Source organism: Gimesia sp. (assembly GCF_040219335.1).
Taxonomy (GTDB): domain Bacteria; phylum Planctomycetota; class Planctomycetia; order Planctomycetales; family Planctomycetaceae; genus Gimesia.
The window spans coordinates 421,427-445,738 of record NZ_JAVJSQ010000015.1 but is presented as its reverse complement, the minus strand read 5'-3'; the positions used below and the strand labels follow the sequence as shown (position 1 = coordinate 445,738).

Annotated in this window: 13 protein-coding genes; 10 read left to right on the top strand and 3 right to left on the bottom strand. The window is 55.2% G+C overall.

What is annotated here, in order from left to right; translation table 11 throughout:
- The first annotated feature begins 582 nt into the window (after positions 1–582).
- From RID21_RS14485 to RID21_RS14465, 5 genes are all read left to right on the top strand, one after another.
- Positions 583–1,710, top strand: coding sequence for a hypothetical protein (locus RID21_RS14485; RefSeq protein ID WP_350189966.1), 1,128 nt, complete (start codon positions 583–585; stop codon positions 1,708–1,710).
- A gap of 63 nt (positions 1,711–1,773) precedes the next feature.
- The gene (locus RID21_RS14480; RefSeq protein WP_350189964.1) at positions 1,774–5,388 is read left to right on the top strand and encodes a cytochrome c biogenesis protein; all 3,615 of its coding nucleotides are present in this window, start codon (positions 1,774–1,776) and stop codon (positions 5,386–5,388) included.
- Between the two features lie 377 nt (positions 5,389–5,765).
- Positions 5,766–9,128, top strand: a complete 3,363-nt coding sequence (locus RID21_RS14475; RefSeq protein WP_350189962.1) for a right-handed parallel beta-helix repeat-containing protein — start codon at positions 5,766–5,768, stop codon at positions 9,126–9,128.
- Between the two features lie 214 nt (positions 9,129–9,342).
- On the top strand, positions 9,343–12,249 hold the full coding sequence (locus RID21_RS14470; protein ID WP_350189960.1) for a beta strand repeat-containing protein: 2,907 nt from the start codon (positions 9,343–9,345) through the stop codon (positions 12,247–12,249).
- Positions 12,250–12,498: 249 nt separating this feature from the next.
- Positions 12,499–14,886 (top strand): right-handed parallel beta-helix repeat-containing protein, encoded by a 2,388-nt coding sequence (locus tag RID21_RS14465; protein ID WP_350189958.1) that lies wholly within the window; start codon positions 12,499–12,501, stop codon positions 14,884–14,886.
- Between the two features lie 27 nt (positions 14,887–14,913).
- Here the strand turns inward: RID21_RS14465 and glnA are convergent, their stop codons facing one another.
- From glnA to RID21_RS14450, 3 genes are all read right to left on the bottom strand, one after another.
- The gene (gene glnA, locus RID21_RS14460; RefSeq protein WP_145180613.1) at positions 14,914–16,326 is read right to left on the bottom strand and encodes a type I glutamate--ammonia ligase; all 1,413 of its coding nucleotides are present in this window, start codon (positions 16,324–16,326) and stop codon (positions 14,914–14,916) included.
- A 154-nt stretch (positions 16,327–16,480) separates the two neighbouring features.
- The gene (locus RID21_RS14455) at positions 16,481–17,641 is read right to left on the bottom strand and encodes an STM4014 family protein (RefSeq protein WP_350189956.1); all 1,161 of its coding nucleotides are present in this window, start codon (positions 17,639–17,641) and stop codon (positions 16,481–16,483) included.
- A gap of 19 nt (positions 17,642–17,660) precedes the next feature.
- Positions 17,661–18,599, bottom strand: a complete 939-nt coding sequence (locus RID21_RS14450) for an STM4015 family protein (protein ID WP_350189954.1) — start codon at positions 18,597–18,599, stop codon at positions 17,661–17,663.
- A 178-nt stretch (positions 18,600–18,777) separates the two neighbouring features.
- Here RID21_RS14450 and RID21_RS14445 point away from each other — a divergent pair, with 178 nt between their 5' ends.
- The 5 genes from RID21_RS14445 to RID21_RS14425 all read left to right on the top strand — a co-directional run bounded on the left by RID21_RS14445 (position 18,778) and on the right by RID21_RS14425 (position 24,300).
- Positions 18,778–19,449, top strand: coding sequence for an HAD family hydrolase (locus RID21_RS14445; RefSeq protein ID WP_350189952.1), 672 nt, complete (start codon positions 18,778–18,780; stop codon positions 19,447–19,449).
- On the top strand, positions 19,446–20,261 hold the full coding sequence (locus RID21_RS14440) for an STM4013/SEN3800 family hydrolase (protein ID WP_350189950.1): 816 nt from the start codon (positions 19,446–19,448) through the stop codon (positions 20,259–20,261). Before RID21_RS14445 ends, RID21_RS14440 begins: the two co-directional genes overlap by 4 nt.
- Complete coding sequence (locus tag RID21_RS14435) at positions 20,258–21,577, top strand: STM4012 family radical SAM protein (RefSeq protein ID WP_350189948.1); 1,320 nt, start codon at positions 20,258–20,260, stop codon at positions 21,575–21,577. The genes RID21_RS14440 and RID21_RS14435 overlap by 4 nt, the downstream gene beginning before the upstream one ends.
- Positions 21,568–22,443, top strand: a complete 876-nt coding sequence (locus tag RID21_RS14430; protein ID WP_350189946.1) for an STM4011 family radical SAM protein — start codon at positions 21,568–21,570, stop codon at positions 22,441–22,443. The genes RID21_RS14435 and RID21_RS14430 overlap by 10 nt, the downstream gene beginning before the upstream one ends.
- A gap of 180 nt (positions 22,444–22,623) precedes the next feature.
- A complete protein-coding gene (locus RID21_RS14425) occupies positions 22,624–24,300 on the top strand; it encodes an alkaline phosphatase (protein WP_350189944.1) in 1,677 nt (558 codons plus the stop codon).
- The last annotated feature ends 12 nt before the right edge of the window (positions 24,301–24,312 follow it).

Here is a 24,312-nt window from a genome sequence, read left to right as displayed (position 1 = left end):
GAATTCAGAATCCCATTTGTGACGGGTCACTTTGAATCACGCACCTCGCATACCAGAATCGCAATTTATTTTGCGAAAAATCAGCGAGAACGCGTAAATACATTAAAGATTATTCCTTGTAAACAGGAATTTCTGTGGAAGCTTTTACAATCGCTTCTCAGAATCGCCGATTTAGTGACTTTTTTGCAAGGCATTGTAATTTTTACGCGATTTTTCGAGTTTTTTAAGCTCTGGCCCGAGGGGCCGATTTTAAAGGCCAGCGTCCTCCAATACCGGGGAATTTGTCAGGACTCGAAAACTGGTTGTGTACTTTTTGGTCTTACGGCAACTATAATAGTCAGTGGTCCCCAGCAGAGTGACTCTGGTATCCGGGGCCGTGTTGTTTTAACATAACCACTATTATTGAAACAACTTATGCCCCTTGAGGCGTGAACCACTCCTCAAACACCTGCCTTGTACACAACGACAGTACCTCTGTCAGTCTGCTGACATCGAACTCAAAACCACCCGGATTTAGCCCGATCAGTTGATTTGCCAGTCATTTTCGACTCTCAGGCCGTAGAAAACCTGGACCAAGCCGCCATGTATCGACCCGAAAGACAAACCCTGCCCATGAAATCGTTCCCGCTCCTGCTCCTGATGCCCCTGCTGCTCCTGCCGATCGGCTGTGGCAAACAGGATGAAATTCATACCTATGAAGTCCCCAAAGAAGGAGCCGACCTCGGTCCGGCACAGGCCACCTCTGCAGAAGCAAAACCGACCCGCATGCTGGCAGCCATCCTGCCCGGCGATGGACAAAACTGGTTCTTCAAAATGACCGGGGCTCCCGAACAGGTCGCCTCTCAGTTTGATACCTTCATCGAATTCCTCAAATCGGTGACCCTCAAAGCAGGTCAGCCCGAATGGAAGCTCCCTGCAGACTGGACCCAGACACCGGGCAGTTCCATGCGATTTGCCACCCTCAAAGTCAAAGACTCAGATCCCCCACTCGAAATGTCGGTAATCCCCCTGCCGCCGAGTGGCACACTGGAAAACGTCAATCGCTGGCGTGACCAGGTGGGTCTGGCTCCCATTACCGAAAAAGACCTCACAGCAGCCGAAGGCGTTTCTCCCAGTCTGGACCAGGAACAGTTCACGCTGAAAGCCGGCGATAAAACAATCACGGTCGTCAGCCTGGATGGCAAGATGGCTGACAACCCCATGAGCCGGGCTCCCTTCGCTTCCGGCATGATGGGTGGTGGCATGCCCGCACCGGGAGGCCCAGTTGCTTCCACGCCGCCGGCTGCCGCCGCACAGATTAAATACGAAACTCCCTCAGGCTGGAAACCCGGTCGCAGCGGAGGCATGCGGAAAGCCGCCTTCAATGTCTCTGCCGACGGAGAGACCGGCGAAGTCACTGTAATCGATCTCGCCAAAGACAGTTCTCCCCTGCTCCCGAATATCAACCGCTGGCGTGACCAGGTGAAACTCAAAGCCATTACCGACGCCGATCTGTCGGGGAACTCGGAGCAACTCAAAGCCGGGGATCTCGAAGCAACCTATGTCAAACTGATCGGCCCCGAAGGCGAAACACCACGACCGGCCATTCTGGGTGCCATCATCTACCGGGACAATCTGGCCTGGTTCGTGAAATTTACCGGCCCCGCAAAGCTGGCAGAAAAAGAGGAAGCGAACTTCAAAGAGTTTGTGAAGTCCATCCGTTTTGAATAGTCCGGCCCCGGCCTGACCACACAATCCATTTTAGTTTTTGAGTCTGACCCTCAGGAAATCCGTATGTCAACGAATACCCTCCCGGAAACATCTCACGAAACTGCCTCGCCCGAGTCCGGCTCTGGTTCCGCGAATTTCAATAAGCATTTTCTGAACTTCCTGACGCCCCTGGCCTCACTGAAAATCACCGTGGCCCTGTTCGCGATGGCCATCTTTATCATCCTGGCCGGAACTCTGGCCCAGGTCGAAAAAGATATCTGGGTTGTGATCGACGAATACTTCCGCACCGCCATCGCCCGCATCGAATTCAAAATCTTCTTCCCTCCTTCCTTCTTCCCCGGCATCAAACCGGACAGCATCCCTGGGTTCTTTTACTTTCCGGGGGGCTGGCTGATCGGTTTCATGATGGGCGTCAACCTGCTGGCAGCCCACCTGCTTCGTTTTAAAGTACAGGGTAAAGGTAAAGCACGCACCATCGGCTGGAGCATTATCGGCGTCGGCCTGCTGCTCACCTGGCTGGTCATCGCCGGCGGTTCGAACAAAGACGGGTTCCAGGAATATTCGGTCATGAGCTGGCAGGTTCTCTGGTGGCTCTTTGAAGCAGGACTCGCCCTGTCTGCCATCGGTGGCCTGGCCCTGTTCTTCATGCTCCCCAAACATCGCAAAGTCGAACGTGGTCTCGCACTCGGCGGTGCTATCATGCTCGGATTTTTGACCGCCTGGTTTATCTCCAAAGGGGATGCCGCCCGCTTCAGCGATTCGTCCATGCGGATTCTCTGGCAGTTGATTAAAGCAACCTTCGTCGGTATCGTGCTGCTCGCCGGCTGTATTCCACTCTTTAAGAAACGGGCCGGGGTTGTGCTCCTGCACGCCGGTGTCGGCCTGATGATGCTCAGCGAACTGATTGTGGGCACCATGGCTGTGGAAACACAGATGACCGTCTCCGAAGGTCAGACAACCAACTTTGTCCAGGATATCCGCGAGATTGAACTGGCCGTCATCGACAAAACCGATCCCCAGAAAGATCGCGTCACCGTCATCCCCAAATCGATCCTGCTCAAAAACCGTGAAGGCGTCGTCTCAGACCCCGCACTCCCCTTCGATTACGAACTGATTCACTACTATCAGAACTCGTCGCTCCGCAAGATTTCGTCGCTGACCGCTGAAGAGAAAAAAGCAGCCGACAATCCCGCCACAACCGGCGTCGGTAAAGAATGGATCGCCCTGCCAGCACGGAATACCGCCGGAACCGATATGGGAGGCGGAGTCGACATCCCGGCAGCTTACATCAAAATCATCGACAAAAAGAGCAAAGAGTCTCTGGGAGTCTACCTGGTCAGCCTCGACCTCTCGTTGCGGGACTTCGGCGAACAGGTCGTCGTCGATGGTACTCCCTATGAGCTCTTCCTGCGGTTCAAACGCTACTACAAAGATTACACCGTCAAACTGATCGATGTCCGCAAGGATGATTACGCCGGTACCAGCACGGTGCAGAACTATTCTTCCGATATCCGCCTCGTCGATAACGAACGCAACGTCGACCGCGATGTACACATCTGGATGAATAACCCCCTGCGTTACAGTGGCGAAACATTCTACCAGAGTGGTTATCACCAGGATCCCCGTACGGGCGAAGAAACGACAACCCTGTCTGTCGTCACCAACATGGGCTGGATGATCCCGTATGTCTCCTGCATGATCGTTGTGGTTGGCATGTTCTACCACTTCATGATCACCCTGCTCCGCTATCTCGGCCGCCGCGAAAAACAGCGCACCGAACCTAAAGCGATTGAAGAGTTCGCCGCGGACAAGTCGGGAGAAATGACTCCCGCACTCCAGCGCAAACTGCGCAGCGAAAAACTCCAGAAATATCTGATTCCGATTACCATCTTCATCATCTTTGGCGGCTACCTGATGGGCAAAGCCGTTGTGCGGAAACCCGACGCCAACCAGATGAATCTCTACAAGTTCGGCGAACTGCCCGTCCTCTACCAGGGACGCGCCAAACCCATCGACACTCTGGCCCGTAACAGTCTGCGGATTGTCTCAGGCAAGCAGACCTTCAAAGATTCAGACGGTAAAACGCAGCCCGCCATCAAATGGTTCCTCGATACCATCGCCAATCCGGAAGCTTCGTTCAAGCACCGGGTCTTCCGTATTGAAAACCCGGAACTGCTCACCGTGCTGGGTCTCAAACGCCGCGAAGGGTTTCGTTATTCCTTCGAAGACTTCATCGAAAAACTGCCCGAGCTCACCCGGCAGGCCGAACTCGCCCGCAAGGCAGGCAAAGGCCAGGCGAGTCTCTTCCAGTCCCGTGTGCTGGAACTGGAAAAGAAAATCGGTATTGTCGATCTGCTCATGCAGGCCTTTAATCCGCCACAGATCCGTCCGGAAAATGCACGTCAGGATGTGATGGAAGCCTTCCGGCGACAGGAAATGCTGGCACAACGTAATCCGCCGCTGGCGATTCCTCCCAAGCTCCTGGAAGACAAAGATGACCAGAAACCGGAAACCGCCACCGACGATCAGTGGCAGACCTATTCCGCATCCTGGCTGCGTGATCTGCTGAGCCTCAGCGTCAATAACGAAAAAGAAAATGAAGCCACCCAGGCCTGGACGGCAATTCTCGTCGCCTATTCACGCGATAATGTCACCGATTTCAACAAAGAAGTCCGCGACTACCAGAGCTGGCTGAGTCGGAACCGCGCCGATCTGCCACATACCAGCCTGAATAAGATCGACTTCGAAGCGTTCTACAATCACTTTGAACCCTGTTACTATGCCGCCGTGCTGTATCTGTTCGCGTTTGTGCTGGTCTGCCTCTCGTTCTTGTTCCTGCAGCGACCGCTGGGCAGTGCCGCCTTCTGGCTGATCGTGCTCACATTCGTGGTACACACGTTCGCGCTGATTGCCCGCATCTACATTTCGGGGCGCCCCCCGGTGACCAACCTCTACTCCTCTGCCGTCTTTATCGGCTGGGGTGCGGTACTGGCGGGGATCGTGATTGAACGGATCAATCACATGGGCATTGGAAACCTGCTGGCCTCAGTCGCCGGCTTCTCTACACTGCTGATCGCGCACATGCTTGCCGGTGATGGCGATACCATGGCCGTTCTGCAGGCTGTGCTGGATACACAGTTCTGGCTCGCCACTCACGTGGTCTGCATCACCCTCGGTTACGCTGCGACTTTTGTAGCTGGTCTCCTGGGAGTGTTCTATATCCTCTGGGGAACCTTAACGCCCCGCATGACAGCCGATGCAGGTAAAGAAATCATTCGCATGCTGTATGGCGTGCTCTGCTTTGCCATCATCCTCAGCTTCTTCGGTACCGTACTCGGCGGTCTCTGGGCCGACGATTCCTGGGGCCGTTTCTGGGGCTGGGATCCCAAGGAAAACGGCGCACTGATTATCGTGCTCTGGAATGCCCTTGTCCTGCACGCCCGCTGGGGTGGCATGGTCAAAGATCGGGGCATGGCCATCCTTTCGATCGGCGGGAACATCGTCACCAGCTGGTCCTGGTTCGGCGTTAACGAACTGGGCGTAGGGCTGCACTCCTACGGATTCACCGAAGGCGTACTGCTGGCACTCGGCCTGTTCATGCTCTCACAGCTGGCCGTCATCGGCATCGGTCTGATTCCGCAGCGAAAGTGGTGGAGTTTCAAACAACGCCAGGCATAAGTCACAGCGGATTTCCGTCTATGTATGCGACGGAAATCCGCCCGTCTGACGGTCCACTTCAACAGAACCTGAGGCCAATCCCTCTAGACCCACTGCAGTTGTTTCCCCCTGTAAAACAGACCTTTCCCACTGGTTTTCACGGAAAAACCTCCTCACGCACACAGGCCTATCCCTCATTCCTTTTTGAATGAGGGATAACACTCGCACAGTATCGCTTTGTCTCTTATCCCTATCTTGACTGACGCGAATTTCGCCCATCCGATGCTGTGGTAGATCCCTCCTTAAAATCATAACTTTGCAGCGCACCACAAACGCGCGACGACAATCAGGCATGAAGACTCGAAGCTGTGAAGGGATTCCGTTTCAGAAAAGTCGACATGCTCCGCCACTACCTTGCCATCACCGTTCTGCTGGTTGCCAGTCCCCCCCTGGCATCCGCTGCCTTCGATCCGTATCACCTCGGCTACGAAGAGAGTCCGGGCCGGGTCAGCTATGATGCCACCGACGAAAGCTACAATGCCGACGTCGCAGAACTGTTCGGCAAGCACGCCTGGTTCGGTCGCTTTCATCCCCACTTCGGCTACCGGCATGAGCTGGGTGATACCATCGGCCGTACCGGGGGGCTCTCCTCATTCGATCTGTTCTTTCCCGTGCTGGAAGACTGCAACAGTGACTGGCTGATTTTCGTCGACGCACAACTGCTGCTCGACGATCAGAACAACAACCTCGGCTCGAATCTCGGAGTCGGTGCCCGTCGCTACCTGCCCGGCTGGAATCAGACCCTCGGTGCTTACGTTTATCACGACACACGCGATACCGGCCTGGCTTCGTTCCAGCAGATTTCCGGCGGTTTTGAAATCATGGACGACCTGTTTGAAACGCGGGTCAACTGGTATGTCCCCACCGGCCAGACGCAGTCACAGTGGGGCGAAGAACTGGTTCCCGGAGGCACCTTCCGCTTCGTCAATCATCAACTCTACACCGGAGCGATCACCCGGTATTATCAAAATGCACTACTGGGGGCCGACCTGGAGACCGGCGTTCGCGTCTTCACCGGCTACAAGACGGACCTGCGTGCCTTTGGAGGCTGCTACTTCTTTCAGGCACAGGACAGTGACACTGCCTGGGGCTGGAAATCACGCGTCGAAACCCGTATCTCGGACCTCGTGGCCCTCAACCTCAGTGTGCAGCACGATGACATTTTCCAGACCACAGTCAACTTCGCCGTCTCCGTGCAGTGGCCCAGCCTGAGCGGACTGAGAGACGGCCCCGCCGCCGGTCTGGTTGCCCGCGATCGACTCGGGGAAACTCCCGAACGCCTCCGCAGCATTGTCGTACAGAACCGGAGCGTGGAAGATCCTAACGGAACTCCCGTCATCAACCCTGCTACCGGGAATCCCTACTACTTCACACACGTCGCTACCGGCGGCAACAGTGATGGCTCCTACGAAGATCCTTACGCAACACTCGCCAAGGCCTTCGCCGATCCACGAACACAACAGGGTGATCTGATCGTCTACGACCATCGCGATGCCTCCGAGGCCGGCAACTTTGTGCTCGCTCAGAATACACGCGTCCTTTCGACCGGGCCTGCACAGTACATCAACACCCAGTTCGGACAGCTGCAGATTCCCGACTCGGGCTCGGGTCTGATTCCCCAGATCACCGGCAGCTTCACCATGCATCACAATACCGAAGTCACCGGCTTTAATCTGATCAACGGCAGTGGCCCTGCCATCACCGCCAATGGCGTGGGCAATGTGTTGATCTCACAGAACACGATCAACAGTTCTTACGCAGGCAGTGCCGTTTATCTGAATGGCCTGACGGGGCCCGTTACCTTCAATCAAAGCCCCATCACCGCAACCAGCGGGACCGCGATCTCCATCCACAACAGCAGCGCCGATGTCACTTTCACTGACAGCACCATCACAGGCACTGGTGCCAACGCCGTTGATATTCTGAACTCCAGCGGCACCATTCAGCTCGGTTCAATCACCGCAACCGGTGGAACGACTGCGGTGAACATCGACAACAGCACGGCGCACATCACCATCGACGAACTCAACAGTACAAATGCCTCGAACAGCGCCCTGGCCGTCAATCAGCTGACCGGCAGCCTGGAAGTCAAACAGGGTACGATTACCAACAGTGGCGTCGCCGGGGTGCAGCTGACCGATTCCACCGAGATCACGCTCCGCAACCTGACCATCAACACTCCCGCGTCCAATCCGACAGGTACTTCGATTACTGCAACGGGAACCAGCAACCTGCTGGTGGCCAGCAGCTCTATCAATCATGCTGGTGCAGACACCGCCGTCAGTCTGACCGATTCCAGCGGTACCGTCACCTTCGACCAAACCCCCATCACCAAAGACGATGGTCTCGCCGTTTCGATTTCCGGCGGTAATGCGAACATCACATTCACTGGCAGTGACATCACCAACACCGACGGAGAAGGAATCGACATCCAGAATGCCGGCGGTTCCATTCAATTGGGAACAATCACGACCACGAACGGAGCTGTTTCAGCAAATATCAACGGCGGTAATGCTGACATCACCATTGCAGAACTCAACAGCGATAACGCCGCCACCAGTCCACTGGTCATCAACAATCAGACCGGCAGCTTCACACTCAACGGAGGAACTTTCACCAGCATCGGAACTGCAGGCGCACAGATCACCGACTCTTCCAATGTCACCATCCAGGGTGTGACGATGCAGACCCCGACCACTTACGGGATCTATGCTCAAAACGTGAATAACCTGAATCTCAACGGCAATACGATTATCGACGTCAGTCTGGATGGGATCTATGTGCAGAATCTCACCGGCACCAGCAGCATCAGCGGTAACACCATTCGCAGCCTGCTCAGTGCCTTCGACAACGCGATTGAAGTTTCAACCTCCGGTGATGCGAGCCTCGACATCGACAACAACATTATCTCCAGCATACTCACGATCGGCAGCAACGGGATTGATGTCACGACAGGCGCCGGTAATTCCACGATTAACATTCGCGGCAACCAGATCACCAGCGTTGCCAACGGCTTCGGCGATGCGATTCATTTCACCGGAAATTCCACTGGTACCACGAACCTGACTATCAGCGGTAACACGGTCGAAAATACGCTGGGAATCTTTGGGGATGCCATCGACGTCCGCTATAACGCCGGCTCCGCCACGACCAGTATCGTCTCCAACACCATCGATTCCGACGACCTGCTCAACCTGATGAATGGCGGCATCTATCTGAATCTGAATACCACCGGAGCCACCGAAACCTTCATCGATCAGAACATCGTCTCCGATGACGCCCTTGCAGGCCTGCTGAATGACGGCATCTTTGTCGACATCGACCGGGGTACCAACGATACCATCGTGCATGTCACAAATAATGAGCTCGGCGGTTCCACCGACATTCTGGATGACGGAATTCGGATTCGCATGGGTAACAGCGGCGTCAGCAATGTGGCCCATGTGCAGGTTCACGACAACCAGATCTACGGCCTGCTCAACTTCGGGCTCAATGTCAGCGTCGCGAATGCAAACACCATCAGTATGCAGGTCGACGGGAATGACACCAGCCTGCTGACTACGCTCAACTTCCTCAGCGGCCTGGGAGCTACCACGAAGATTGAAGACATCAGCAATCTCTCCGCCAACAACAGCAACGCAATCGTGCTCCTGCTGGGGCTCGGATCCTACCAGAACACCACCGACTGGCTCCTGCCTTAATCCAGACACTCCCCGAATACTGCACAATCTCCCACTGATTTCATAGCCGGCATACCATCCCGCCAACCGTCATCTTTTACCAGCTTTGACTGAGCCGATCTGTACAACACACAGTATCCCCTTCTGACGACCTGCAGGATTTTACCGTTCAGATCGAAAGTAGTGACAGACGAATATTCCAGATAACCACCGTACTCTCTCTGGAATGGAATCCATGAAACGACTGTACTTCGCCTTGCTGTTAGTCCTGTGTGGCACCGCCAGCCCACTCTCTGCAGATACCTTCGATCCCGAACCGGTAGACCCCGGCTTCGAAGGAGGCCAGGTCAGTGGCGATGTCAGCGAACTGTTTGGCGACTCTGCCTGGTTCGGCCGCTATCGCCCGCATGTCGGCTACCGTTACCAGGCTGGAGACACCATCGGTCGCATCGGTGGACTCTCATCCTTCGATGCCTTCTTCCCCGTACTGGAAGGCGATGACAGTGACTGGCTGATGTTCATCGACGCCCGCCTGCTTCTGGGTGACGACAATCACAACCTCGGCTCCAACGTGGGTCTCGGCGCCCGTCAGTATCTGCCCGAATATCAACGGACCATCGGGGGCTACATCTACCATGACACCCGCGACGCCGGCTATGCCAACTTTGATCAGATTTCCGGCGGTATTGAAACCCTGGGTGATATCTGGGACGCCCGCCTCAACTGGTACGTCCCCACCGGTACTACACGTAAGCAGTATGCAACCACGCACGTCAACAATGGTGGCAGCTACCAGTTCATCGGCCACTATCTGTATGGTGGCACATTCACCCGTTACTACCAGGCCGCGATGAAAGGCCTCGACATGGAAGCGGGTGCCAAATTCTACACCAATGACTACATGGATCTCCGCGCCTACGCGGGCTGGTACCACTTCCAGGCATCCGGAAGCCCCCAGGCCTGGGGCTGGAAATCACGCGTCGAAAGCCGCATCTCGGATATGGTCGCGCTGAATCTCAGCGTGCAGAATGACCGCGTCTTCGATACCACGGTCAACTTTTCCGTCGGCATTCAATGGCCCAGCATCACCGGCCTCCGCAACGGCCCCCGCTCCGATCTCAAAGCCTGGGATCGTCTCGGTGAAAGCCCCGAACGGCTTCGTGCCATCGTCGTCGACAACCAGGAAGTCCAGGATCCTAACGGCGGCCTGATTATCAATCCATCAACCGGCAACCCGTATTACTTCATGCACGTCGCCACCGGTGGGAACAGTGACGGCTCCTACGAAGATCCCTACGCCACCCTCGCCGCTGCCTTCGCTGATCCACGGACTCAAGCTGGCGACCTGATCGTCTACGACCACCGCGACGGTTCGGAAACCGGTAACTTCGTCCTGGCTGACAATACACAGGTCCTCTCCGAAGGACCCGCACAGTTCATCAACTCCCAGTTCGGATCGCTCCAGCTGCCCGACTCCGGTACCGGTATTAACCCGGACATCACGGGTAGCTTCACGATGAGCAATAACAGTGTCCTCTCCGGGTTTGATATCACCACCACTGGTGCTGGTTCTTCGATTATTGCCAATGGCGTGGGGAACCTGATGGTCTCGAACAATACGATCAATCATAACGGAGCTGGTACGGCTATCAGTCTGACAAATTTAACAGGCCCCGCCACATTCGACCAAACCCCCCTCACAAAAACGGATGGGCTGGGCGTATCAATTACGGGCAGCCAAAACGCGGCTGATGTGACCTTTACCAACAGCTCCATTACGAATACCAACGGTAATGCGGTCGTAATTGCGAATTCTGGCGGAACAATTGAGTTCGGTCAAATCACAACCACCAATGGATCGACAGCCGTGGATATCGACGACAGCTCAGCGAATATCACAATCGCCGAGTTGAACACCAGCAACACCACTCTGGCACCGCTGGATATCAATAATGTAAGCGGGAGCGTCACACTCAACGGCGGGACATTCAATAACAGTGGGTTCTCAGGCGTCCAAATCGTCAACTCGAATAATATCACCATCAAAAACACCACGATCAATTCACCCAGTACATACGGTATCAACGGGGTGAATGTCAACAACTTCAATTTCTCTTCCAATACGATCAACAATGCCGACTCTGATGGCATCTCGGTGAGTGGTAGTGGAAACGGTACCATCAGCGGCAACACAATCAGAAGTATTGTAACTGCCTTTAGTACCGGTATAGACGTCACCCTCAATGGAAATGCGAACGTTGACATCGACAACAATACCATTACCAGTGTGATTGCGCTTGCCGGTTCGGGAATTGAAGTCACAGCCAGTTCCGGGGATGTGACGACACGCATCAGAGACAACCAGATTACTAGTTTCGTGGACGCCTTCGGAAATGGGATTGATTTTACCAGTAACTCAACCGGCGTCGTAGACACCACGATTACCGGTAACACCATCACCAACACAATTGGCGCCTTCGGCGATGCCATCACATTCCACGGTACTGCGAATGGGGTGATGACCACCAACATTTCCAACAACACAATCAACAATACCGCGGGGGCCTTTGGAAATGCGATCAACGTGATTTACGATGATGGTTCTGCCACGACGACGATCTCGCAGAACACGATCGACTCAGACGATGTCGGAAATCTGTTTGGAACCAGCATCTATCTCAACCTGAATACAACAGGGACCACGACTTCTTATATCACAGAGAACATTATCTCTGATGACAATAATTTGGCCTTGTTTACCGACGGGATTGCCGTGGACATTGATCGGGGTACAAACAACACTCTCTTCATAAATAAAAACAAGATTGCTCAATACGGGGGAGTCTTTGATGACGGCATCGAGATCGTGGCGGACACAATATCTGGCGCTTCTGCCAACGTCCAGATCCACGACAACATCCTCAACGGCAGCGCCGGGATTGGCGGACGAGGACTTGATGTCTTCACCTCGTTTGGATCGAATTCGCTTCTGTTGGATGTAACGGGGAACAACACCGATACATCTCTGTACTTCGAAGCCGTATTGGGGGGAGAGATACTTGTTGAGGATCTGCCGAACCTGCAGATCAATAATAACGGCGCCTCAATCACGACCATCGGAAATGTGCAGAATGCCCCATAACAACCGGCAATTTCTGCTGAAACTCAGGCTGCATGCAAGACTGATTCCCTGCTGAAAGCATTCACAATTGTACCAGCACTGATATGTCACAACGCTCAGCCGCCGCCCATTGCCCCCAGCTTAACCAACCAGAACAACTGTCAGGAACCGTATACATTTAACGTATCCTGATTGAAGCCCCTGTAGTCTCTCGTCGAAAAAAACTTCAACGGTTTTGATTTAGACGAGAGCATCTACGGGATAGATTCCATGAAGCGGGCCTGGCTGGGATTATTCACATTCTTCTGCTTACCTCTGAGCTTACTGGCGAGCACACAGGAGACCAGCCCTGCGCCGCAGTCAGAAAATGTCCAGGCAGATGTGGCGGAACTCTTTGGGGATGCCGACTGGTTTGGACGCTACCATCCCCATTTCGGCTATCGCTACCAGGCCGGTGATACCATTGGACGCATCGGCGGACTCTCATCCTTCGACGGCTTCCTGCCCCTTTTCGAAGGTGAAGACAGCAACTCGCTGTTCTTCCTCGACGCCCGACTTCTGATCGACTCCGACAGCACGAACCTCGGCTCTAACGTCGGCTTTGGTGCCCGCCGCTATCTTCCCGAATGGGAACACACCGTCGGCGCGTACCTCTACTACGATACTCGGAACGCCGGCTACGCCAACTTCAGCCAGGTCTCAGGTGGGGCTGAACTCATCGGCGATTTCTGGGAAGGCCGCCTCAACTGGTATGTCCCCACAGGCACCCGGCGGAAGCAGTGGGGCTCCAGCATGTCCGGCACAGGCAACTATTATTTCTCCGGCCACTACCTCTACGGGGGAACGCTCACCCGCTTTTACCAGGCCGCGATGACCGGCGTCGACATGGAAGCCGGTCGCAGAGTTCTCACCGGTTTCAATACCGACGTCCGTGCCTTCGCCGGCTGGTACCACTTCCAGGCGCAAGGCAGTCAACAGGCCTGGGGCTGGAAGTCCCGCATCGAAAGCCGCATCAACGACCAGGTCGCCCTCAACCTCAGCGTCCAGAACGACCGCGTCTTCGATACCACTGTCAACTTCTCCGTCTCGTTCCAGTGGCCCAGCATCACCGGACTCAAAAACGGTCCCCGCATGGACCTCACCGCCCGGGATCGTCTCGGCGAAAGCCCCGAACGACTTCGCGCCATCGTCGTCGATAATCAGGAACACGCCAGCGCCAGCAATACACTCATTCGTAATCCCGCCACCGGCAATCCCTACTACTTCATGCACGTCGCCGCGGGGGGCAACAGCGATGGCTCTTTTGAAGATCCCTACGAAACACTCACCAAAGCGTTTAACGACACACGCACCCAGGCAGGTGATCTGATCGTCTTCGATCATCGCGGCACTTCCGAAACCGGCGACTTCACTCTCGCCCCCGGTACACAGGTGATGTCTTCAGGCCCCGCCCAGTTCATCAACACCCAGTTTGGTCAGCAGCTGCTGCCCGGTTCCAACACCGGACTCTTCCCGCAGATCAACGGCAGCTTTACCATGAATGATCGCACCCTGCTCTCCGGCTTCCGGATTGTCACAATTGACGAAAGCCCCTCCATCAGGGCCGACGGTGCGCAGCAGATCACAATTACCCACAACACAATCACCAACGATGCCAATAACGGCATCTTCCTGAAAAACGCACGCGACATCTTCATCCGCAACAACACACTGGAAGCCATCGATGACGACATGATTGAAATCGTTAACAGTTCCGGCCGGATCGTCATCGCGGATAACACCCTCAGAAGTCTGGCCAGCGACGCAGGCCCGGCTGTCTTCGGCGACGCCATTTCCGTCTCCGTCAATAATGACGCCCAGATCGACATCGATCGCAACACGATCACCAGTGAAGTCCAGGGCTCCGACTACGGCATCAATATCACCGCGAACGCCGGGGATATTACTACCCGCATCCGCGACAATATTATTACCGGCTTCGACTTCTCTCTCGCAGGAGGTATCAAGTATCAGGGCAACTCGACCGGCACCACACACACCACCATCTCCGGCAATACCATTTTTAATGAAGACGGTCCCCTCACGGGATCTGGCATCTTTAACGGCATTCAGGTCAGTCATCTGAACGGCTCTGCGATGACGGATATCATCGATAACAAAATCGTCACCAACGACCACGCGACACTCGGCAGGGCAATCTGGCTCGAACTGCAGACCGCAGGAGCCACTACTACCAACGTCAGCCAGAACCTGATCTCGGATCCCGATGATTCAGAAGTCTTCGCCTATGGCTTCATCGCCGACATCGGTCTGGGCACCAGCCACGACATTTTCCTCACGGACAACACCTTCGGACCCAACCAGTACAACCTGCGGACCGACGTGAAATCCGGAGCAGCAGCCCGGATGCGCATCAATCAGAACAACTTCACCAACAGCGCAAATACCGCCGAAGACCTGCTGATCTACTCGGAAGATTCCGGCTCCGAACTCTGTATGGAGATCTTAAACAACACCGCGTATCATCTGTTTGAATTCAGCACCAACTTCGGAGGCGTTATCAAAATCGAAGATCTGCCGAACCTCTCGACGAACAACAACAACGTCCCTGTAATCACTACTGGAAATGTCATCAATATCGCGGACTGCTTCCCGTAGGATATATCGCTTCCGACAGGCCCGCGATCAGATGTCGTAATACATCGCGAATTCAAAGGGATGAGGACGCTCACGCAGAGCGGCCACTTCGTGGCTGGTCTTATACCAGATCCAGGTATCGATCACGTCTTCAGTGAAGACATCACCCACCAGCAGGAACTTGTGGTCGTCGCGTAAAGCCTGCAACGACTCTTCCAGCGAAACTGGAACTCCCGGCAGTTCGGCCAGTTCATCGGGTTTCAGATCATAGATGTCTTTTTCCAGCGGATGCCCTGGATCGATCTTGTTCTGAATCCCGTCCAGCATCGCCATCAGTACTGCCGACATCGCCAGGTACGGATTCGAAGACGAATCGGGGCAGCGAAATTCAAACCGCTTGTTTTCCGGATGTGGACTGTGGACCGGAATCCGGATTGCCGCCGATCGGTTGCGGTAACTGTAAGTCAGATTGATCGGTGCTTCAAAACCGGAGATCAGACGTTTGTAACTGTTCGTTGTAGGACAGCAGAACGCAAACAACGCAGGAGCATGTTTGAGAATTCCGCCCATCGCATACATCCCCAGTTCGCTGAGCCCCCCATAACGGGACCCCGCAAACAAAGGCTTGCCCTCTTTCCAGAGTGACATATGCAGATGCAGCCCCGAGCCGTTATCGTTCCACAACGGTTTCGGCATGAACGTCGCGGATTTGCCATACTTGGCCGCCACGTTCTTCACAATATATTTGTAGCGCAGCAGGTTGTCCGCCGTCTTTAACAGCGGAGCGTATTTCATGTCAATTTCGCACTGACCGCCGGTCGCCACTTCGTGGTGCTGGGCCTCCACATCGACGCCGCAATCCATCAGCGCCAGCATCATTTCAGTACGGGCTTCCTGCAATGTGTCAGCCGGGGGTACCGGGAAGTAACCCTCTTTGTGTCGGATCTTGTAACCGGCGTTGGGACCACTGCCCGCCTTACCCCGGTTCCACTGTCCTTCGATACTGTCCACATGGTAATAGCATTCGTGTTCATTCTGGTCAAAACGAACATCGTCGAAGATGAAGAACTCCGCTTCGGGGCCAAAATTGGCTACATCCGCGATTTTTGTGGACCGCATGTAGCTTTCTGCTTTTCGGGCAACATTGCGCGGATCTTTGGCATAATCCTCGCGCGTGATCGGGTCCTGGATGTTACAGGTCATCACCAGCGTATTGGGCATGAAGGGATCAACAAAGGCAGTATCCGGCTGCGGAACAACCAGCATGTCGCTTTCGTTAATCGCTTTCCAGCCCCGCATCGAAGAGCCGTCAAAGCCAAAACCGTCTTCGAAGCTCTTTTCTACTAAGATCTTAGCAGGAATCGTAAAATGTTTTTGTGTCCCGGGAAAATCCATAAACCGCAGGTCAATGGCCTGAATTTCCCGTTCACGACAGAGGGCGAGCACTTCCCGAGGAGTCATCGTTGTATCCTGATTCAAGTAAGTCATTCATCGAAGATTCTATGTGATTACTGAATAACTTAATAATGCAAAACATATACCATTCCCGAAATTTGCACAATAATCAGGCACATGGGAAATCATGTACACTCACCCGCATCCCTCGCGGCGAGGTTTAACCCTTAGGACCCGCATAGTCCGTCACCAGAGAACTGACCTCGCTCTGATACGTCTCCTCCCCTTCCCACAGGATCCCGGGCAGCAGATCCCCGAACGCATTCAGCTCCAAAATCAGTGCTTCACGAAATCCGGGGGTCAGCAGCAGATCAACGCCCACCTGGAAACTCTCCGGATAAACACCCGCTGCCTGCTCACAGACTTCCATCAACGCACGCCACCGCTCGGGACCGAGAAGCTCCTGCAGCCGCTCACCATCGCCTCTCCGGTTCCCCAGGTGCAGATTTGTCAGCGGGCTCCGACTCTCCCGCACCACAGTGTGCCGGGCCTGACCAGCGATCACCACCACTCGCAGATCAAACGTCCTGCCATGACTGAGCGCCGCTTTGGGCATCCACCGCTCCACATGCACCCTTTCCCGGCACAGTTCGTCGATCAGCGTGCGAATTTCTTTCAGATCGGTGTACCGTCGGACCTTCAGGGAATTATAGAGTCGCGTCTGCCCGTCCTGCATCACCAGCTCCGTAGAGGTGATCGCTTCGATCCGGCGGGAATTTTGATGCAGCGCCACCACACCCGAAGCGGAAGAAGCATGCGCCAGTTTGAGAAAAACACGACGCTCATTCCGCTGTTGCATGACCGCCAGCAATTCTTCGAACGTATGAACTTCCGGAAACGCCTCAGGAACCGCGCACCCCGCCTCCCTGCACAGGGCATGACAGGCCCGTTTATCAAACAGCTCCCGAATATCAGCCGGTGGATTCAACAGTCTGATGGATGCTATCCCCGACAGACACTTACCGATTTGAATCAGCAGGCTGCAATAGCCCATGTACCACTGTCGCGGATGCAGAATCAAACCATGGTCATACTCCAGCCTCTCGATCTGATGCGAAGACAGAAAGGGGTTTCCTTCTACTTCGGCGGCAGCCACACCTCGAGCCAGCAGTCCTTTTTCGACGGTGAAGTTTTCTCCGGGAGACTCGATCCGCACAATGTCGCCCGGTCGAATGATATCCCGGAGACAATCCACGTCTTGCAGCAGTCGTTCATACGAAACGACACGGGCCGCGGGTTGCCCCTGTGATTCCAGGGCCTGTAGAAACAGGTGGACCCTTCGATTCTCCGGGTTACCAATAATGACGAACTGTGAGGACATCGAACCGGTTCACAATCCCTTATTCAGAGACCGCACAGTAACGATTCAGTTCGCCATTGTACTCATCCGGCTCCTGCTGATCGCTGACATCGACTTCGATATCCAGCTCGCTCAACTTTTTGCACATCTCATCGCTCAGATAATGAAAATGCAGATCCAGCTTTTTCAACTGGTTCAACCGATTGCAGTCCAGCAGGGTCTGGGCTCCCTCATCGCTCAGGGTCCCCAGTGACAGATCGACCACCTCGATCTGGTTTAGAATCGGTGCCGCTGCGATCGCCTTGGCAATCTCATCCGAGAACATGCTGTTCCGCAGTCCCAGATACTTCAGTTTGGGAAACAGGGCACCGGTCAACAACGGCTCCACGTCGGCTATGCTGGCATCTCCACCATACTCGTCCGTCCCCAGCCACAGCTCCAGGTGTTCCAGTTCCGGGAGAACAGCAGCAGTCACTTCCTGAACGACATCTGCTCCCAGTCCCCCCGCTTCGATAATCAGTGTTTTCAAATGCTCGTGATTCACCCGTCCCAGGCTGAGGTCGTTCGCTCCCCGGATACGCAGCTCCTCCAGCTGGGGAAACGATCTGAGCAGCGGTGACAGATCGGCCTGGCCGATCCAGGAGATTTCGCTTTCTTCAAATGTGATGTCACCAAAAAACAGGTGCCGCAACCCGGTCAGCAGATCGCTGGAGTCCAGCAGCTGATCGACGACGGTCTCTGCCCCGGATCCCTCATAAGCTCCATCCCAGCAGCCAATCACCAGTGCAGTGACATTGCCGATCTGAGGATGACTCAGATACTTCTCCAGCAGATCGGAGAATTTCATCCCCTCCTGTTCCCGCTCGTATCCCAGCGTGAGTCGATAGGCCACGCCCGACGCATCCTGAATACCCGTTTCCGGTTCGAATTCCCTGACAGGCAAGCCCCCGAATTCATCCACATGAGAATCGATGGTCATTGAAAGCTCCTCATAGTACTGCTGGTGACGAATTGACATCTTCTCAAACACTTATACAATAGAACAGTTCAATAATGCAATCCTCTGCAACTGGAAATTCACAGGGTCTTCACCTCGGCATGACGGGGCCCAGGGATCATCATTCTCAAACACACAAAGGCGGCCTTCGCGGAATCCCATGCTCCCCAATGCAGATATCAAAGCAATTCTGTTTGATCTTGATAATACGCTCCTCGATCGCAGTGCAGCGGTCCGTCGCTATTTCACACAGCTCTTGCAAGATTCGTCCCCGCCCCTGCCTGAGGATGAATTCGAACTGATGCTCCTGACCATTCTGGCCCGGGACCGACTGGGCTACGAAGACCGCGCCGCATTCTTCGACTGGGCCGCCACGACCTGTTTTCCTGACTGGACTCCGGCTGAACTCTGGTCAGATTTCCGCGAGAAACTGCCCCGGATGATTGACCCCGATCCTCTCTGCCTGGAACTCCTGCAACGGCTGCAACCGCACTTCGCGCTGGCCGTCATCACCAACGGTTCCGCGGAACTCCAGCGGGCAAAAATCGCGGCTGCGGGCATCGATCAACTGATTGATCACATCTGGATCTCAGAAGAAACGGGTACAGCCAAACCGGATCGAGCCATCTTTGCACAGGCGTTATCGGCACTGGGAGTCACTCCCCAGCAGGCCCTGTTCGTCGGCGATCATCCTCATCAGGACATCTCCGGCGCCCGGGCGATTGGTATGCACACCTGCTGGATGCAACTGGACCGCACATTCCCCGGGGAATTCCCCCAGCCGCACTGTCAGATTTCTTCACTCGATTCACTACAATGTCTGGTACCATGATTGATGCACGCGCCTGCCTGGGCACACACGACATCCTGTTGCTGACCCTCGATTCGCTCCGCTTCGATGTCGCAACCCATGCGCTGCAGCAGGGACTGACCCCCAACCTGGCCCGCCTGCTCCCCGAGACCGGCTGGGAACGCAGACATTCACCTGGTAACTTCACCTATGCTGCTCACCAGGCCTTTTTCGCCGGGTTCCTCCCGACTCCCGTGACACCAGGCAAACATCCGCGACTGTTCGCCCTCGAATTTCCCGGCAGTGAAACCATCGCCCCAGAGACCTGTGTCTTTTCCTCAGACAACATCGTTTCCGGACTCGCAGAACAGGGTTACCACACGCTCTGTATCGGCGGCGTCGGCTTCTTCAACAAACAGAGTCCGCTGGGCAATGCCCTGCCCGGACTGTTCCAGGAAAGCCACTGGTATCCGTCCTTCGGGGTGACCGACCGGCACTCCACCAGGCACCAGATCGATTTCACTCTCGAACGGCTCCAGCAGCTACCGGCTGAGCAACGTCTCTTTCTGTTCCTCAACGTTTCAGCCACGCATCAGCCCAGTTGTATTTTCAAAGAAGGTGCGCTCGCAGATTCCGTTGAAACCCAGATCGCGGCCCTCGCCTATGCCGACGCACAACTCAGTCCCCTGATCACAGCCCTGCAACAGCGGGCTCCGCTACTCTGTATCATCTGCTCTGACCATGGCACCACCTTCGGCGAAGACGGCTACCAGGGACACCGACTCGCACATCCGCTGGTCTGGGATGTCCCCTATCTCGAATGCCTGCTCCCCCAGACCGGAGGTCCCGCATGAACCATCTGCAGACACTGCTCGCGGAAACGCCCTACCTCGCTTACAGCTACGCGTATCCGCACAAGTCCGCTTATCGCCCGTTCGCACGACCACTGCCCCTCCAGCAGATCTGGGAACCGGAAGACCGCACTGATTTATCACTGTATCTACATCTTCCTTTCTGCGAATACCGCTGCGGTTTCTGCAACCTGTTTACCCTCTCGAATCCCCAGGACGATCTCGCAGCTCAATATCTGCAGCAACTCCGCATCGAGGCCCGGCAGGTTCGCGATCAACTGCCCGACTTCCATTTTCCTCAACTCGCGATCGGGGGCGGCACTCCCACATATCTCGAGACGGATGAACTCGCACAGCTGTTTGACATTCTCCAGAAAGAACTGAATACCGGCCCGGCACAACTCCCCTGCAGCCTCGAAGCTTCCCCCGCGACATTGACGGCGGAAAAAGTAAATTTGATACACGACCAGGGAATCGACCGTATCAGTCTCGGCATCCAGTCGTTTGACGAACAGGAGGCCCTCAGCATCGGACGTCCGCAGAAACGACGTGAAATTCTTGAGGCGCTGGAACTGGTTCGCAATGTCGGCATTCCCACACTGAACCTCGATCTGATCTACGGTGCCGACGGACAGACGATCGACAGTTTTCGCGACTCGCTTCAGCAGGCACTCACCTTCCAGCCGGAAGAACTCTATCTCTATCCCCTGTATGTCCGCCCGCTCACCGGCCTGGGACGCAAACCACAACAGTGGGACGACCATCGCCTGACACTTTACCGCACCGGCAGGGACTTCCTGCTCGAACAAGGCTACACGCAACACTCACTCCGCATGTTTCGCCGGACAGATGCGATCCAGCCTCACGACACACAGTACTGCTGTCAGACCGATGGCATGATCGGCCTGGGCTGCGGCGCCCGCTCCTATACCAGCCGCATTCATTACTCCAGTGAATACGCGGTCGGCCGCAGTGGTGTGGCGGCCATCATCGCACACTATCTCGAACAGGAACCGGAAACCTTCGCCTCGGCCCACTATGGAGTGGAACTGGATCGAGAGGAACAGCAGCGGCGGTTTCTGATCATGTCGCTTCTGCAGACGACCGGCCTCTCCCGCGACTTCTACGCGCGAACCTTCGGCGGAGATGTGCTCAGCCATTTCCCCGATCTGCGGGAACTGGAAGAATATGGGCTCGCTCGCATCACCGCCGATGCGATCATTCTCACCCCCGCCGGTCTCGAACGATCGGACACCATCGGCCCCTGGCTCTACTCGGAACAGGTCCTGCAGCGTATGGAGACGTTTCAATGTCACTGAAACTCAGCATCCTCTATCGCGGTCCTCTCTCCAGTTGTAACTACGACTGTCATTACTGCCCTTTCGCCAAGCGCCACGAAACCGCCGCGGAACTGAAAACCGACCGACTCGCCCTCGAACGCCTGGTGGACTGGGTCAAAGGCCGCCGCGAAGATTCGCTCTCCCTGTTCTTTACCCCCTGGGGAGAAGCGCTCACCCGTCGCTGGTATCAATCAGCCATCTGTGAACTGACCCGCCTCCCTCAGATTGAGAAAGTCGCTGCACAGACCAATCTCTCTTACGATCTGCACTGGATTGAAAACGCCAACGTCTCCCGGCTCGCACTCTGGTGTACCTTTCACCCCTCGCAGACAACGCGGTCCCGCTTTCTCTCACAGTCACGCAGACTGACCGAGCTCGGCGTCGCACACAGCGTCGGTGCAGTCGGGCTCCCCGATGATCTGCCCGAGATCGAACGGCTGCGTGCAGAACTTCCCGACAATATCTATCTCTGGGTCAACGCTGCCAAAAGTTCCGGCGTGGATTATCGAGGCGAGTTGCTGGAGCGTTTCACGGCCATCGACCCGCTGTTTCAGCTCAACACCCAATATCATGCGAGCCTCGGACGCAGTTGCCGCTGCGGATCCAGTGTGATTTCGGTCGACGGGGCCGGCGACATCTATCGCTGCCACTTCATCAAACAGCCACTGGGAAACATTTATGAACCCGGTTTTGCAGACACGCTCGTCGATCGCCCCTGTTCAAACCAGACCTGTGGCTGTCACATCGGTTATGTACACATGGATGAACTGCAGCTTTACCAGGTCTTCACGGGCGGTGTTCTGGAACGCATCCCCGCGGAATTTGAGCTGCGTCCGGCAAAATAACTTTCCGTGCAGTTCGTAAGTCGTTAAACAAAGCACAGGACGCCGTGAATCTTAAAAACTTCACACACGCTTCACAGTCCCACGCTTTACAAACCCGGACCGCCTGCCCCTATAATATTGTACTACCCGCCCATACTTCTTAGTCCGATTTCAACCGCTACAACACGACTTGAGGAAACTATGAAACGCGCTGCTGTATCCAGCCTGTTCGCGCTGACTTTACTTGCAATCTGCTTACCCGTCTCCGCCAAAAAACCGGAGGCAGATCATATTCGCAAGCTCCAGACCGAAGCCATTCGTAACAAGAAAAGCCCCGTTGCACACTGGGGGCTCGAACCCGAAAAATATATCCAATGGTCCAACCATTCGCTGCGGCTGATTCCCGTCTACACCTTCGGCACCAAAGACGCCGGCCAGGGCATTGATCTCAATTCTTACACCGGTGTGAACAGCCCCTATCGCGATTCGAAAAAGCTGGAAGCCATTTATGGTTACTCGCCTGCCAACACTGTAAACCCCAAGGCAGACTACCTGGACCAGACCAACCTCTACAATATCCAGGAAGCAGCTCTGAAAGCCGGTAAGAAGAACATCATTCTCTTCGTCTTTGACGGCATGGACTGGCAGACGACCAAGGCCGCTGCCCTGTATTACTCCAAGGGTGACAAGTACAAAGGTGGACGCGGCACTGGTCTCCTCTTCCAGGACTACCCTGCTACAGGCACCTCACAGTTCGGCTACATGGTGACCGCTCCTCATAATGCCGCCACCAACGTGGATGTTGATAAGCAGACCGTACTCAATCCAGGCGGTACAATTCGGGGTGGCTATAATGCGGAAAAAGGAGGCCCCAACCCCTGGACTCCCGGCAACGATATCAAATATCTGATCAGCAGTCCCAGCAACAATTATGGAGAGCACGCCTATCCGGACTCGGCAAACACCGCCACTTCGATGACCGCGGGAATCAAGTCCTACAACAATGCCATCAACGTGGATCCAACCGGAGCCCCAGTGATGACCATCGCTCACCAGGCACAGTTGGACGGCTATTCCGTCGGCGTCGTCACCAGTGTCCCGATTACGCACGCCACCCCCGCTGCCGCCTACGCACACAACGTCAGCCGCAACGATTACCAGGACCTGGCCCGCGACCTCGTAGGACAGACTTCCATCTCACATCCCGAGAAACCGCTCCCCGGTCTCGATGTCGTGCTCGGCGGCGGATATGGCACTAAAGCCAAACCCTCAGGCAGCAAGTCAGACGGTAAGAACTTCGTTCCCGGCTGGAAGTATATCGCTGAAGAAACCATTAAGCAGGCCGATGTGAAAAACGGTGGAAAATACACCGTCGCCCTCAGAACGGACGGCGCGGAAGGAAAAGCCGGCCTCCAGAAAGCGACACAAGACGCCATCAAAAACAAGACCCGCCTGCTGGGTGTGTACGGCGTCGGAGCTCATGCGGCTCACCTTCCCTTCCAGACAGCGGACGGCGACTACCAGCCCGCGCCCGGCAAGACAAGCGCCGAAACATACTCAGCTGCCGACATCAAGGAAAACCCCACCCTGGCCGATATGACCGAGTCAGCCCTCGATGTGCTCAGTCAGAACAAAAAAGGATTCTGGCTGATGGTCGAAGCCGGCGATGTCGACTGGGCCAACCATGATAACAATCTCGACAACTCCATCGGAGCTGTCAAAAGCGGGGAAGCCGCCTTCAAAGTCATCACCGACTGGGTCGAAAAGAACAGCAACTGGAAGGACACCGTCGTGATCCTCACCGCCGATCATGGGCACTACCTGCACATCGATCAGCCCGAGGCCCTGATTCCTCCCAGTGCGAAAAAACAGAAGTAACGCAGGCTGACT

Excerpts from the sequence above, each read along its gene's own strand:
- RID21_RS14485 (WP_350189966.1), top strand. The coding sequence starts at position 583 with ATGTATCGACCCGAAAGACAAACCCTGCCCATGAAATCGTTCCCGCTC.
- RID21_RS14480 (WP_350189964.1), top strand. The coding sequence starts at position 1,774 with ATGTCAACGAATACCCTCCCGGAAACATCTCACGAAACTGCCTCGCCC.
- RID21_RS14475 (WP_350189962.1), top strand. The coding sequence starts at position 5,766 with ATGCTCCGCCACTACCTTGCCATCACCGTTCTGCTGGTTGCCAGTCCC.
- RID21_RS14470 (WP_350189960.1), top strand. The coding sequence starts at position 9,343 with ATGAAACGACTGTACTTCGCCTTGCTGTTAGTCCTGTGTGGCACCGCC.
- RID21_RS14465 (WP_350189958.1), top strand. The coding sequence starts at position 12,499 with ATGAAGCGGGCCTGGCTGGGATTATTCACATTCTTCTGCTTACCTCTG.
- glnA (WP_145180613.1), bottom strand. The coding sequence starts at position 16,326 with ATGACTCCTCGGGAAGTGCTCGCCCTCTGTCGTGAACGGGAAATTCAG.
- RID21_RS14455 (WP_350189956.1), bottom strand. The coding sequence starts at position 17,641 with ATGTCCTCACAGTTCGTCATTATTGGTAACCCGGAGAATCGAAGGGTC.
- RID21_RS14450 (WP_350189954.1), bottom strand. The coding sequence starts at position 18,599 with ATGACCATCGATTCTCATGTGGATGAATTCGGGGGCTTGCCTGTCAGG.
- RID21_RS14445 (WP_350189952.1), top strand. The coding sequence starts at position 18,778 with ATGCTCCCCAATGCAGATATCAAAGCAATTCTGTTTGATCTTGATAAT.
- RID21_RS14440 (WP_350189950.1), top strand. The coding sequence starts at position 19,446 with ATGATTGATGCACGCGCCTGCCTGGGCACACACGACATCCTGTTGCTG.
- RID21_RS14435 (WP_350189948.1), top strand. The coding sequence starts at position 20,258 with ATGAACCATCTGCAGACACTGCTCGCGGAAACGCCCTACCTCGCTTAC.
- RID21_RS14430 (WP_350189946.1), top strand. The coding sequence starts at position 21,568 with ATGTCACTGAAACTCAGCATCCTCTATCGCGGTCCTCTCTCCAGTTGT.
- RID21_RS14425 (WP_350189944.1), top strand. The coding sequence starts at position 22,624 with ATGAAACGCGCTGCTGTATCCAGCCTGTTCGCGCTGACTTTACTTGCA.